Origin of the sequence: Bacillus sp. DX4.1 (assembly GCF_030348195.1) — a bacterium.
GTDB lineage: Bacteria > Bacillota > Bacilli > Bacillales > Bacillaceae_G > Bacillus_A.
In genome coordinates this window covers 2,685,328-2,698,889 of sequence record NZ_JAUCFT010000008.1, presented here as the reverse complement: position 1 = coordinate 2,698,889, position 13,562 = coordinate 2,685,328, and the positions used below count along the sequence as shown (strand labels likewise).

The 13,562-nt window shown below is 34.4% G+C and carries 12 protein-coding genes; all 12 read left to right on the top strand.

What is annotated here, in order from left to right; genetic code table 11:
* Nucleotides 1-69: 69 nt before the first annotated feature.
* The 12 genes from QUF99_RS16655 to QUF99_RS16600 all read left to right on the top strand — a co-directional run bounded on the left by QUF99_RS16655 (nucleotide 70) and on the right by QUF99_RS16600 (nucleotide 13,460).
* The gene (locus QUF99_RS16655; RefSeq protein WP_289371400.1) at nucleotides 70-843 is read left to right on the top strand and encodes an ABC transporter ATP-binding protein; all 774 of its coding nucleotides are present in this window, start codon (nucleotides 70-72) and stop codon (nucleotides 841-843) included.
* The gene (locus QUF99_RS16650; protein WP_289371398.1) at nucleotides 815-2,758 is read left to right on the top strand and encodes an FtsX-like permease family protein; all 1,944 of its coding nucleotides are present in this window, start codon (nucleotides 815-817) and stop codon (nucleotides 2,756-2,758) included. The genes QUF99_RS16655 and QUF99_RS16650 overlap by 29 nt, the downstream gene beginning before the upstream one ends.
* Nucleotides 2,759-2,896: 138 nt before the next feature.
* On the top strand, nucleotides 2,897-3,580 hold the full coding sequence (locus tag QUF99_RS16645) for a lipoprotein BA_5634 family protein (RefSeq protein ID WP_289371396.1): 684 nt from the start codon (nucleotides 2,897-2,899) through the stop codon (nucleotides 3,578-3,580).
* A 312-nt stretch (nucleotides 3,581-3,892) separates the two neighbouring features.
* On the top strand, nucleotides 3,893-5,080 hold the full coding sequence (locus tag QUF99_RS16640) for an esterase/lipase family protein (RefSeq protein ID WP_289374681.1): 1,188 nt from the start codon (nucleotides 3,893-3,895) through the stop codon (nucleotides 5,078-5,080).
* 188 nt (nucleotides 5,081-5,268) lie between these two features.
* Entirely contained in the window at nucleotides 5,269-6,294 is a 1,026-nt protein-coding gene (locus tag QUF99_RS16635; protein ID WP_289371394.1) for a homoserine dehydrogenase, read from the top strand.
* 242 nt (nucleotides 6,295-6,536) lie between these two features.
* Nucleotides 6,537-7,277 (top strand): MBL fold metallo-hydrolase, encoded by a 741-nt coding sequence (locus QUF99_RS16630; RefSeq protein WP_289371392.1) that lies wholly within the window; start codon nucleotides 6,537-6,539, stop codon nucleotides 7,275-7,277.
* A gap of 308 nt (nucleotides 7,278-7,585) precedes the next feature.
* The gene (locus QUF99_RS16625) at nucleotides 7,586-8,341 is read left to right on the top strand and encodes a DUF3959 family protein (protein WP_289371391.1); all 756 of its coding nucleotides are present in this window, start codon (nucleotides 7,586-7,588) and stop codon (nucleotides 8,339-8,341) included.
* Nucleotides 8,342-8,502: 161 nt separating this feature from the next.
* Entirely contained in the window at nucleotides 8,503-9,120 is a 618-nt protein-coding gene (locus tag QUF99_RS16620) for a helix-turn-helix transcriptional regulator (protein ID WP_289371390.1), read from the top strand.
* Nucleotides 9,090-10,265 (top strand): McrC family protein, encoded by a 1,176-nt coding sequence (locus QUF99_RS16615; RefSeq protein ID WP_353958428.1) that lies wholly within the window; start codon nucleotides 9,090-9,092, stop codon nucleotides 10,263-10,265. The genes QUF99_RS16620 and QUF99_RS16615 overlap by 31 nt, the downstream gene beginning before the upstream one ends.
* 298 nt (nucleotides 10,266-10,563) lie before the next feature.
* Nucleotides 10,564-11,334: a CAP domain-containing protein gene (locus QUF99_RS16610; RefSeq protein WP_289371389.1), complete on the top strand. Its 771-nt coding sequence runs from the start codon at nucleotides 10,564-10,566 to the stop codon at nucleotides 11,332-11,334.
* A 277-nt stretch (nucleotides 11,335-11,611) separates the two neighbouring features.
* The gene (locus QUF99_RS16605; protein ID WP_289371388.1) at nucleotides 11,612-11,794 is read left to right on the top strand and encodes a hypothetical protein; all 183 of its coding nucleotides are present in this window, start codon (nucleotides 11,612-11,614) and stop codon (nucleotides 11,792-11,794) included.
* Nucleotides 11,795-12,188: 394 nt separating this feature from the next.
* On the top strand, nucleotides 12,189-13,460 hold the full coding sequence (locus QUF99_RS16600; protein ID WP_289371387.1) for an RNA-guided endonuclease InsQ/TnpB family protein: 1,272 nt from the start codon (nucleotides 12,189-12,191) through the stop codon (nucleotides 13,458-13,460).
* Nucleotides 13,461-13,562: the final 102 nt, after the last annotated feature.

Genomic DNA, 13,562 nt, shown 5'->3' with positions numbered 1-13,562 from the left:
TTCAATATGAGATGTAAGAAAACTACTTTACACTTCATAGTAAGAAGTATACATGAAGGGAGAATAGACATGGAAATATTACATGCGAAAGGCATTAGTAAAGTATATAAAGGGAAAGTTCCTTATAAAGCTCTTACCGATATTGATTTATCTATTCAAGAGGGAGAATTTGTTGGTATTATGGGTCCGTCAGGTAGCGGAAAAACAACGCTGTTAAATATGGTATCGACAATAGATTCACCAACGTCAGGTGAAATTTTAATAAATGGTACAAACCCTTTTCAGTTATCATCTGAAAAACTAGCGTTATTTCGCCGTCAGCAATTAGGATTCGTTTTTCAATCTTTTAATCTTTTAAGTACGCTTACAGTGAAAGAAAATATAGTGTTACCGATGACGTTAGATGGTATTTCGGTAAAGGAAATGAATAAGAGGGTGGAAGAAGTAGCGGAAAAGTTAGGTATTACTGACATTTTAAGCAAACGAACATTCGAAATATCAGGGGGGCAAGCGCAGCGTACAGCAATTGCACGTGCGATTATTCATAAACCTCAACTCGTATTAGCAGATGAACCGACTGGGAACTTAGACTCTAAATCTTCAAACGATGTGATGGAAATGTTAGCGGCGCTTAATAAAGAAGAGAGAACGACAATTATGCTTGTGACGCATGATCCATATGCAGCAAGTTACTGTAATCGTGTCATTTTTATTAAAGATGGTCAGTTATATAATGAAATATATCGCGGCGATAGTAGAGAAGCTTTTTATCAAAAAATTATGGATGTTCTCTCGTTGTTAGGAGGGAAAAGGCATGACTTTTCGTCAATTCGCATTCAATAATATTTTTCGAAATAAACGAACGTATGCCGCTCATTTTTTGAGTAGTACATTTTCCATTATGATTTTTTTCACGTATGCACTTTTATTATTTCATCCTGATTTAGCTGGTGAGCTAAAATCGACAAGTGAAACGATAAGTGAACTTGGCACAATAGGATTTAGAATCTCACAAGGTTTAATTTTCATTTTTTCATTTTTCTTTATCCTATATTCTGTTAGCTCATTTTTAAAAACGCGTAAAAAAGAATTTGGCATATTAATGATACAAGGAATGTCGATGAAACAATTGAAGAAGTTAGTGCTGATTGAAAATATGTTAATTGGCATCTCTTCAATCTTTATAGGGATTATCATCGGTCTTATATTTGCAAAATTAGTGTTGCTGATTAGTGCGAGTATTTTAATGATTCCAAAGGGATTACCTTTTTATATTCCAATTCAATCAGTACTATTAACAGTTACCGCATTTCTTATCTTGTTTTTAATCGTTTCCCTTTTTATTATGAAAACGATTAAAGTGAACGAGCTTGTTGAACTTATACAAGCAGAAGAAAAACCAAAACCAGAACCGAAAGCTTCTATATTGTTATCAATTCTCTCATTGGTTAGTATTGGATCAGGATACGGTGTCGTACTTTACTTTGTATTTCGGAGAATCATTTCTATACTTTACCCAGCATTAGGTGTGTTATTGGTTATCATAGGTACATATTTTCTCTATACGCAATGCAGTGTCTTTTTATTGCGTATCCTAAAAATGAGAGAACGTGTATTCTTAAGTAAAACAAATATTTTGACGTTTTCAGAACTCATATACCGTATGAAAGACAACGCTGTAATGTTTTTTATTGTATCAATTATTTCTGCTGTATCATTTACTGCAATTGGAACTAGCTTTGCGCTGGGTAATAGAGAACTAGTAAGAATGACAAATCCTTACACGTTTACATATATGAGCTTTCATGGAAACAAGCTTGAAAAGCAACATATTTCTGAGATTCAAAAGCAACTTGATCATGAGAAAATTGATTATAAATACGCTTCGGCCTCACCTATGTTGACAGAGAACGGAATTTCTGTCATGAAATTAAGTGAATATAACGAACTTGCAAAAGCTCTCGGTTACGAAATGGAGACTTTGGGAAAAGAAGATGAAATACTACTTGTCCCAGCTTGGATATCTCAGCAACAAGAATTTAAAGAAGGGCAGTTTAAAAATAAAATAGAGATAATCCACGGAGATTGGATTCAAACATTCCGTGTGAAAAAAGCAATGCAGAATCTTGTTTTACCACATGATGTAGGAGGTATTCTTATTGCTGTAAAAGATAGTGTCTATGATAAAATGTCAACAATCATTCCTGCGGACGATCCTATTTATACAGAAAAAAATCGTATTTACGGATTTGTAGTGGAAGACTGGATACAGACAAAAGAGATTTCAAATCGATTGAATACTATACTTGATAACAATAATCCAGATGGCAAGTACTATTTCCAAGCTTTAACACTACAATGGCTACAAGCGAAACAAATGAATGGTTTGTTACTTATGGTAAGTGTTCTTGTTGGAATTGTTTTTTTCACATTTGCGGCAAGCTTTATTTATTTCCGTTTATACACAGATTTAGATCGAGATCAGCAGCAATATAAAATGATTTCCAAGATTGGATTAAGTAAGCGAGAGCTAAAAAGAATTGTAACAAGACAATTGTTTATCATGTTCTTTTTGCCGATTATCGTTGCGATCATTCATACAACAGTAGCATATATTGCACTACAACAATTAGTTGACTTTTCTATTTTAAATAGTTCAATTGTCATTCTCATTTCGTTCTTATGTATACAAATCTTGTATTTCTTTATAACCCGTTGGCGTTATCTGCAGAGACTTTATACGACAATCGATCAGTAAAGAAATGGTTGGTGTTATCAATAACAAATGAGAATGCTCATCATAGGGAGTATATCCTTCAACTTACTTCTTTATTTCAAATTCATTTTGTAATGGGGGAGTATTGCTCCCTATTTCGCGGGAAAGAAAGGAGCCGTAATGAAAAAGTTATTAACTATTTTTATTATAAGTGCACTCGTTCTTGTAAGCTTGAGTGCATGTTCAAAATCGAAGCAGCGTACACAGCCAGTGAACGGGATATTTATTATTGGGGATGAACAATATGCATTATCGATTTTTGATCGTTATAAAGAAAATATAAAAGAAAAAGACATGTTTCGAGTAAAAATAGGAAAATTTAACGAGAAAAAAGTGCTTATTTTAGACGAATCAACAGCTCAAGCTTTGATAAAATCAAAAATCTTTCACAAACGTGATGATGTGAACGGTAATATGGATTCTACGCCATTAGCGAAATTACCAAAAATACCAAAAGGGAGTTCACTGCTATTTGCATATGAAGACGAAAGTCATATAACAAGTATTGATTTAAACGGCAAGACAATACCTGTTACATATGATAGTAATTCTTGGCTTGGAAGTTCACGTGATTATGATTCAGAATGGTATCTTATTGTTACAGAAAACAATGAATATAAGGCGATACAAGCTGATGAAACGAATCTGCAATTGATTGATCTAAAAAAGTCATTAGGAGACCAAAAGCCGACTATGTCAACAGATAATACTGTTGTAAATGAATACTTAAAAATGAAGAAACAAGTAAAAGATTTTGATAAGTTAATATCAGTTAAGTTTGTAACTTTTGAAGATAAGAAATAAAGAGATGAAAGTTTATAAAGTGTACCCGATTGTCAATAAAACGAACGAATTATGCAATATTTCATAATTTAGTGACAATTAAAATAAAATAGTTTACAGTATGTTTAAGTTAATAACTGTGATAGAGAACTGGAGATCCACATTGTATAACCTTTGCGTATTGCATAGGTGTATATTTTGGGTCTTTTTTTCTATCGCATAAAAGAAGGGAGAATTGAAAGCGTTTTATTAGGGGGAGAAAAAGAAAGGGGATGTAAAATGAGAAGATTGTTTGGGGGATTTTTGATTTTATTTTTTACTGTTTCATGTGCAATGGTTTCATCACCGGTACATGCAGAAGAAGGAAAGAGCAATAATAATCCTATTATTCTTGTTCATGGATTTACAGGTTGGGGACGAGATGAATTGTTAGGTGTGAAATATTGGGGTGGCGTTCACGATATTCAAGAGAATTTAAAGAAAGATGGATATAATGTACATACGGCAGCTGTTGGACCGTTATCTAGTAACTGGGATCGTGCATGTGAGTTATACACACAAATCAATGGGGGGACAGTTGACTATGGAGCGGAACATGCTGCAAAACATGGACATGATCGATATGGTAGAACATATACAGGATTTGCTCCAAATTGGAGTGAAACAAATAAGGTTCATTTGGTAGGACATAGTATGGGCGGACAAACGATACGTACACTTGTCCAATTATTGAAAGAAGGTAGTCAAGAAGAAAGAAACTATGCAAAACAACATGCCGATGTGCAAATTTCTCCGTTGTTCCAGGGAGGAAAGTCTTACGTGCATAGTGTAACAACATTGGCAACACCGCATAATGGGACTACTCTTGCAGATGGAAGTTTACTTCTACCATCTGTTAAGCAATTACTTGTCGCAACTGCTGGTATGGGAGAAAATAATAATCTATCACTATATGACTTTAAACTAGATCAATGGGGAATTAAAAAGAAAGCGGGAGAATCGTTTCTTCAATATTCAAACCGTGTGTTAAACAGCTCAGTTTGGAAAGGGACAAAAGATATAAGTCAATGGGACCTAAGTACAGATGGAGCGAAGGAATTAAACGAATGGGTAAAAGCACAACCGGATGTATATTATTTCTCCTATAGTGGGCATGCGACAAAAGCGACACCTATTACAGGTCTACATCTTCCGCACGTAACAATGAATAAAACATTAATGGGAAATGCTATTTTTCTAGGTTCATATGCAAGATATGAAGAAAATCGACCAGTAATTGATTCGTCTTGGTGGCAAAATGATGGAGTCGTAAATACAAACTCTATGATAGGGCCATCAACTGATGAGGTTATAAATTATAATGGTGCACCTCAAGCGGGAAAATGGAACCATATAGAAACAAAACAAAACTGGGATCATCTTGATATGGTTGGACTGAGTGTCTCTGATTCATTAGGATTTTCTGATATTCATGCTTTTTATCGAACAGTTGCTGAAAGACTAGCAAACTTACCGAAATAAATAGATGCATGTTGATTTTGCAAATCGCAAAAATCCCTCCCATTTTTTAAATGGAGGGATTTTTTAGTTGATGAACCAGATCATTCTTTCTGATTTTTAGTTTTGAAAAATAGTGAAATGTCACAAAAAGAGTACTAAGATAAACATATGGATTCAAAAATAAATAGCATAATATTTGAGGTGATGATATGAGAATCAAAGTGATATTATCGGGCTATGGCACTGTTGGAAAAGAATTTGTGAGATTGGTACATGAGAAAGGTATATACATAAAAGAAGTATACGGAATAGATCTCGTAATTACTGGGATTATAGGACGAACAGTAAGAATATATAACGAGAATGGTTTACATATAGATGAGTTACTAATGTATGGTACGGGTTCGCATGCATTAGTAAAATATATAGAAAGTTATCCAATGGATAGAGGAGAAGATTATCTAACTGGAGATGTATTAATAGAATCCACTCCTACGAATATTCAACATGGAGAACCCGGGAAACGATATATTGAAACCGCAATTCAAAATCACATGGACGTGGTGGCTATTTCTAAAGGGGCACTTGTAACTACATGGAAGGAAATAAAAGAAGCAGCAAAATTAGCAAACGTTCGCATTCGTTATAGCGGTGCAACAGCAGCGGCATTACCTACATTAGATATCGGTCAATTTAGTTTAGCGGGATGTCAGATTGAAAAAATTGAAGGTGTTTTAAATGGAACTACGAATTACATCCTTACAAAAATGTATAAAGAAGATTTAACGTTCCAACAAGCATTGCAACAAGCGCAGCGAAAAGGAATTGCTGAAACAAATCCGTCATTAGATGTGAGCGGAATGGATAGCGCTTGTAAACTATTATTGCTAGCGAATAGTTTGTTTGGCGTAGAATATTCACTGGACCAAATAACTGTAAAAGGAATCGAGAGTATTACAAAGCATGATATACAAACCGCAAAAGAAAAGGGTAAATCGCTAAAACTTATGGCGAAAGCATACAAAGATACTTCTGGAAACATACAATTAGAAGTAAGTCCATGTGAAATTGACAATAATCATCCGCTTGCTAGCGTTACTGGGACAGAAAAAGGAGTAACTTTTCAAACAGATACGATGGGCAATGTTACGTCAATTGGTGGGGCATCAAATCCAAGAGGAGCAGCGGCGGCAGCCTTAAAAGATGTGATTAATCTGTATCGAAAAGATATATAAAATTTTTATTAAAAGGCTGTATCAGATGCATTGAAGAGAATATATTCGTAATTACCCGTATGAGTGTATACAGCTGGGATGGTAGCTCTTACAAAACAAAAATAAATAACTATTGACAAAATATTTTATTTGTGTTATAATAGAATATTTTAATGTTGACTCGATGCTTACGAGCGTGATACAACTGAATAAGTATCATGTAATGACTAATATGCAAGTAAGTATTGAGGAGGATGATAGGAATGAAGATTTCAAACGGACTAGCTATGCTGGAATTACAAATTCAAGGTTTCGTTTTAAACCCAACGCTTATATGGGATGAAGAAACAGCCATCTTAATTGATACGGGTATGCCAGGACAATTGGAACAAATCCGCAGCGTTATGAATGATGCCGGAGTACCTTTTGATCGATTGCAAGCAGTCATTGTAACGCACCAAGATTTAGATCATATCGGAAGTCTACCTGAAATACAAGCAGAATCAAATCATCCTATTGAGGTGTACGCACACGAACTTGATAAACCTTATATTGAAGGTGTATTACATCTCATGAAAACTGATCCAAATCAAATGAGTAATGAACAGTGGATGGCACTTCCTAAGCCTATGCAATTTTTATATAAAAATCCTCCTACAGCGAAAGTGAACCAAACATTAGAAGATGGACAAAAGCTACCATTTTGCGGCGGGATTCAAGTTGTTTTCACACCAGGACATGCTCCTGGGCACATTAGCTTGTATATCGAAAATAGCAAAACACTAATCGCAGGAGATGCGATGATATGTGTAGATGGGAACTTACGAGGACCTGTACCGCAAACAACCCCCGATATGGAAACAGCCTTCCATTCACTGAAAAAGTTTTTAGAGCTTGATATTGAAACCGTTATTTGTTATCACGGTGGTATTTGTAATGTAGATGTGAGGGAACAGCTTGAGAGAATTATAGAGATGGCTCAAGTAAATGATATAAAAGGATAATGCTTTTTAAATTGCATAATATGTAATTTTTCTAATACAATAATTTGAAAATCCCGCTGATTTATAAAGAGCGGGATTTGTCATTTCTGTATCCAAATGTAGTTATCTATTGTCAATTATAGTTTTGTTTTTTTGTTTACTTTTCAGCACTAGTAGGATTAAGATATTTTTTAAGAATGTTATAATTTGATGCAAAATACCTGTATGCTATGATTTTTTTAGAAGCAAGGAAAATGATAGGTAGAAAAACAACAAAATTTGCTTTAATATATAGAAGCTAGAAAGAAAGCTGAAAGGGATGGAGAATTGTGAAGAAACTTGATGTGCTGTTAATGGTGCTCAGCTGCCTGTTCCCAATTGCAGGTATTATGAAACAAATCCCTCTAGAATTGTCATTGTTTATAGGCGGATTATTGTTTTTAACTAGTTTGGGAAGTTATTATGCAAAACGAATGCACTCACGAATATTTAGTTGGATGGCTTATACTATATTTATCACATTCTTGCTGGCAATTTGGAATCAATACGTAACAACTAGCTCTTTAATAGCAAATGCAAAAATTGCTGCATGTATTGCTGTGATTCCGTTATTATTCCGATTCCGCACGTATGCGATTACTTTAGGTTTACTCTCATTATGGGGAGCTTTATTGTGGGATATAAAACAAATCCAATCATTAACAGTTCTTGGCCGTGTCATGAACTTACTGACAACAGAACGTTTATATTTACTCATTTTAGTAGCGGGCTGTTTACTTGGAGGTTTACTTGCAAATGCACTACATCGTGGGAATCGTAACGAAAAACAAGAAAAAACAAACCTATTTAAACAAAACAAGAAACGAATCAAACCTAAATTTAAAATTCGTATTCCGAGTCTTCCGAAATTTAAAATTAAGATGATAAAATTTGGTAGAAAATCTTCCAAATCAAAAGAAATGCGTACGTATGAACCAAATCGTGAAGAAAGAACAACAACTGATCATATAGAGCAGCATAACCAAACTGGAACAACACAAGGCCAAACAAGAATGGAACGAAGAAAAACCCGTCATAATGCATAGAGAATATTCTTGTGCAAGCATCTAAACCCGCAATGCCCTTCATGCAATTGAAGGGGCATTACGGGTTTTTTCGCTGTATAATAATTAACATATTAAATATCTTAATTATCGAAAGTTTCATATAGAAGAAAATATGTGATTAACGATAAGAAAGGACTACTATGAGTAAATTAATTAACTGCTTAAGAATGATTGAATTATTACAAGCAAGAGGGAAAATGAAAATTCGAGAATTGGCTGAAGAATTAGAAGTCAAAGAAAGAATGATTCAACTTTATAAAAATAATCTTGAAAAAGCAGGTATTATGATTGAAAGTACACAAGGCCGAAATGGTGGATATTCTATATCAAAACATACGATGTTTCCAGTTAAAAATCTATCTTTAGAAGAATTAGAAGCTTTAGGGTTTGCCGTTGATCATATTCGTTCAAAAGGAAGTAAGGTTCATTCGAGTAATTTAAAACAAGCCATGGACAAATTAAAAGCAGTAAAGAAAATGGAAGATGATTATGATAAACATGTTTATTTTGTGAATCGCTCTATTCCTAATAATGAAGTATTGAATGAAAATCATAAATATATAAAATTACTATCCGCACTACATAATAAAAGAAAAGTGAAAATTACATATCATACAGTATCAACCGGTGAGATAAAGGAAAGGATTATCTCTCCTTACGCATTTGTACACTACAATGAATTTTTTTACTGCATTGCAATGTGTGATTTGAAAAAGGAGTATCGTATATTCAAGCTACTTCACGTGCACCAATTTTAAATTGGTATGAGCTAAAACAAGAGATTCGATTTGAATTTTTTAGTTCAGTTGGTGTACTGGAACTTGATTCATGCCGCATCGTCGTGAAACCTAAATTTCATAATGGGTTTCATGACGTCATTCAAATGGTTTTATTTACAGAAGACATTCCACTTAGTATCGAACATGATACAAAAGGAGGACATGATGCAGAATCATTATATGAATTGCTTGTACGTCTTTACATTAAGCAAGTTGAAATGATTTTAGAGCGTGGAGTAACAAAAGAATATATCAATGAAGAAAATAACTTAAATGTACTGCGCGGCAGACTTAACATGCGGAAGCAATTACAGTTGAATTACAGCAGACCAACTAAGATATATTGTCATTACGATGAACTGGAAACAAACATTCTTGATAACCAAGTGTTAAGAAGCGTACTAGAAGTAGCACGTCGTTTACCTTTAACAAAATCAACAGCAAGGCGTGTACAACAATTACTTCATGAGTTTACTAATCTCACAGATTTATTTCATCATACAGAATGGCCAAGGTTTACATACAATCGATTAAACCAGCATTATGAGTATGCCCATAAACTTGGTTATTACATTTGGCAACAGCAATATACAAACCAAATGTACCAATTTTCCAGTGACAGTCATTTCTCTTTTTTCATTGATATGAATGAGCTATTTGAAGCATTCGTAGGGAAATGGCTAGAACAATATACACCACCAACTACGAAAGTACACTTACAAAAGTTTTTTAAAAAAGCAATGATATCAAATGAAACAAGCTATCATAACATAAAGCCAGACATCATTATAGAAACACCAAATGAGCCAGCTCTAGTAATAGATACAAAATATAAAAATTATGGAAACAAGAAAGTGTCTAATAGCGACATTTATCAATTAGCATTTTATGGACAGTTTCTACAGAAAGAAAATAAACCTTATCGAGCGATGATTTTGTATCCACGATATACTGGGGAGGATGCGAAAGAGGAAGTAATTGAATTGCTACCTGGGACAGATTATGCGGGACGGTTGTTTGTGAGGGCAGTTCCGGTGGAGAAGTTAATAGAAGAAATTAAGCACAAAAATAATGACTATTTATTTGATGTAGCAGCGCGGACACTTTCAATAAGAATGTCATAGATGAGGTTAACAAAGATATCTTTTTACTTTAGGTAATTTGATGAATACAATTCCTAATTTACTGGGAATTGATGTTAAAATGAACAGGTTTAAGATGGCGATGTCGTGACTTTTACCGAGGTAAAAGGACAACTATACATAAAACTAAATTTCATTTCGTTCCTGGGCGATTCTCTAACGTAGGAAATTCGTCTTTTTGTTTGGCAGTTCACCCAATTATACAGGGACAATCGCTCAAAAAGTAACCAGCTAAATATAATAGCTAAAAAGCTAAGATTAAGATAAGGAGTGATTGTCTTTGTATCAACCATATTATACGTATGACCAATGTATGTTTAATTGCCAATACGGATCTGATGGAGGGGATTATTATGAATGTAATCATATGTGTAAGAAGTATAAAACACACTCTTGGTATACAGTACCTTATGGAACATCCCAAGCACCTATAGCAACAGTACCCTATGGACTAAATCAAGCACCTATGTCAGCAGTACCTTATGGAATAACTCAAGCATCTATGGCAACAGTACCTTCGAGTTATACCTATGACCAATGTATGTCAGATTGCCAAGCTGGAGGAGGGTATTCTTATGAATGCGCCCCTGCATGTGAGATGTATAGAAGACAAAGCCCTTATGGGATAATTCCAAAACCATATTATATCCTTTTTATGAATGAACGGCAAATGATAAACAGTATTAATAGTGAAAGACAAAAAGCTGGGAAACATGGTTTATCTATAGATCAACGTTTAACTAATGTAGCCTATGCAAAAGCAAGGGACATGGCTACTATTGGGCGTTGTCCTGCTGAACATTATAGTCCTACCTTTGGTGGAGACGAGGGTACCATGTTAAAGAATGCAGGTATTACAGCAGCGAATTTCGGTTGGATTATTTATTGCGGGCAACCTGGAACTGTTTCCGAAGCAGTGAACTGGTGGATGAATATCAGCACCTATGGGCACAGAGAGAACATTTTGAACTCAAATTTTAATCGCTTCGGTGTGGGGACTGCTGTATCACAAGATGGAAGGCGTTATTGGTCAGTGATTTTCAGTAGCTAGCATGCTATTCAAAACAAGCCATCTACGAATCTTTTAGGAAATATTTGGTCGGTCTGTATTCTCTAATAGGTTCTGGTACAAATATCTTGAAGTTTTGCATCAGAACCGAAAATAATAAACAATACATGCAAATTTGTATAAAACTAGTTTACATTAAGTTTCTAATCACAACTTGTTCATGCTTTAATCCTCATTAATTAAAAAAACTATCATTTATTCACTCAAAAATATTGAGGAAGCCGTTTATGCTGTGAAAAACATGCCTGTGGGAACGAATATGAATTTACTTTTAGCGGATGCAAATGGAGAGGCAGCTTTAGTTGGAACGTATGACGGAGTTAAAGCAGTAAAAAAAGCAAAACTAGACTACTTAATCGCAACAAATCATGGGCTATTTCCTGAAATTGAAAGTCTTGAACCAGGCAAGCTAGATCAATCCCAATCATCAAGAATTTGTTAAAAGATTATGAAGGAAAGAATATTGTTATTGGAACACATGGGAACATTATGACAATAATTATGAATTACTTCGATGATCGTTATGGATATGATTTCTGGAAAAGTACATCAAAGCCTGATATTTATAGATTAGAGTTTAAAAATGAAAGTTTAATTAAAGTTAAGAGATTATGGAGTTAATACATAAATCTATTATTTAAAATGAGGGAAGTTTATATGAAACTTAGGCAAATGCTAAACCTTAAGAAATTTGAAGCAATAGATTTTAATGATTACAGAATTTATGAGCGGGAAAGCCCATGTGCTTCAGCCGTGGGATGAAAGCGAATATAAAAAGACACATGTATTTGTTATATTGAACGTAAGGAAAAATCAAGAAGAAAGGAGGATGCAATATGTTTGTCACACATGCGTTTCAAATTCCATTTGAAAAAGAATTATACGAAGAACTTCGTAACATGCAAAGAGAAACAGCTACGGTTTGGAATGATATTGTTCGTGAAGCGACGAGCTATTATTTCACGTGGAAAAAATGGTTAAGTAAGTCTGAAATCCAAGCTGTTCGCAAACAAACGTACAACCTACATTCTCAAACTGTACAGGCAATTGCGGACAAATATGAAACGATTCGCAAATTAAGAAAAACGGATAAAAAAGCAAAGTATCCATGGCGAAAAAAATATTATTATTGTATTCCGTTAAAAAAGGCAAGTATGAAAATCACAGATACGACAATTCAAATTAAACGTGTGAAGTATGAAGTTAACCTTGTTAATTTATTAACAAAAAAGAAGAAGAAAAATTGGAACGAATCGATTGCAAAGAAAAACAATGCGGTATCCATCCCAAACTTAGCAATCGATGATGTAAAAGATTGTAATTATGCAGAGATTGTTTGGCGTAACGGTGCGTATTGGTTTTGTTATTCAGTTGCTGTTTCAGAAAAAGATATATCTCAGTATAAGAAAAAAGTTGCGGGCGGAGATCTAGGTGAAATCCATGCAGTAACGGTCGCAACAAAGGACAAAGCCTTATTAGTTTCTGGAAGAGCCATACGTAGTATTTCACAATTTCGCGCCAAAGCATTAGCAGACCTGAGTAAAAAAATGTCTCGGTGTAAAAAAGGTTCTCGTCAATGGAAAAAATACAAAACAGCACGAAATCGAATCCGTCAAAAAAGTAAAAATCAAATGGAACATTTAGAACATAAAACAACAAAAGAAGTAGTTCAATTTCTAGAACAAGAACAAGTGACACATTTTGTGATTGGAAATGTAGCAGGAATTGAAAAAAACACAAAACAAGATGTAAAAAAGAAACAAAAAAACAACAAAAAAAGAAGACAACAATTATCGCTTTGGAATCAAGGCAAGATCAAACAAAAGTTAACGTATAAAGCAAAGCTAAAAGGTATCAAAGTGGAAGAAACAGAAGAAGTCTATACGTCACAAGACTGTCCGTTTTGTGGCGGGAGACACAAAGCAAACGGACGTCGTTTTACATGTTCTGTTCACAAAACAGAAATCCATAGAGATGTAAATGGCGCACAAAACATTGCGCGTAAATTGCATGAGATGGACGTACAACCAATCGTATCGGTTGTATATAAACAACCAGTTTGGTATAAAAGGTTTTTGAAAAAAAGTATCGCCTGTCGGATGGCGTAGTTGGCACAGACCTTGCCCTCTTGTTAGCGTGTTTTTCTATCGAGAGTTGTTCGCCCAAGTCTCGCCTCTGCTTGTTTCTTTGGAACATAGTAAGTGAGATGT

What these genes read in the sequence shown, in the direction of transcription:
- QUF99_RS16655 (WP_289371400.1), top strand. Translation starts at nt 70, where the DNA reads ATGGAAATATTACATGCGAAAGGCATTAGTAAAGTATATAAAGGGAAA.
- QUF99_RS16650 (WP_289371398.1), top strand. Translation starts at nt 815, where the DNA reads ATGACTTTTCGTCAATTCGCATTCAATAATATTTTTCGAAATAAACGA.
- QUF99_RS16645 (WP_289371396.1), top strand. Translation starts at nt 2,897, where the DNA reads ATGAAAAAGTTATTAACTATTTTTATTATAAGTGCACTCGTTCTTGTA.
- QUF99_RS16640 (WP_289374681.1), top strand. Translation starts at nt 3,893, where the DNA reads ATGGTTTCATCACCGGTACATGCAGAAGAAGGAAAGAGCAATAATAAT.
- QUF99_RS16635 (WP_289371394.1), top strand. Translation starts at nt 5,269, where the DNA reads ATGAGAATCAAAGTGATATTATCGGGCTATGGCACTGTTGGAAAAGAA.
- QUF99_RS16630 (WP_289371392.1), top strand. Translation starts at nt 6,537, where the DNA reads ATGAAGATTTCAAACGGACTAGCTATGCTGGAATTACAAATTCAAGGT.
- QUF99_RS16620 (WP_289371390.1), top strand. Translation starts at nt 8,503, where the DNA reads ATGAGTAAATTAATTAACTGCTTAAGAATGATTGAATTATTACAAGCA.
- QUF99_RS16605 (WP_289371388.1), top strand. Translation starts at nt 11,612, where the DNA reads ATGAATTTACTTTTAGCGGATGCAAATGGAGAGGCAGCTTTAGTTGGA.
- QUF99_RS16600 (WP_289371387.1), top strand. Translation starts at nt 12,189, where the DNA reads ATGTTTGTCACACATGCGTTTCAAATTCCATTTGAAAAAGAATTATAC.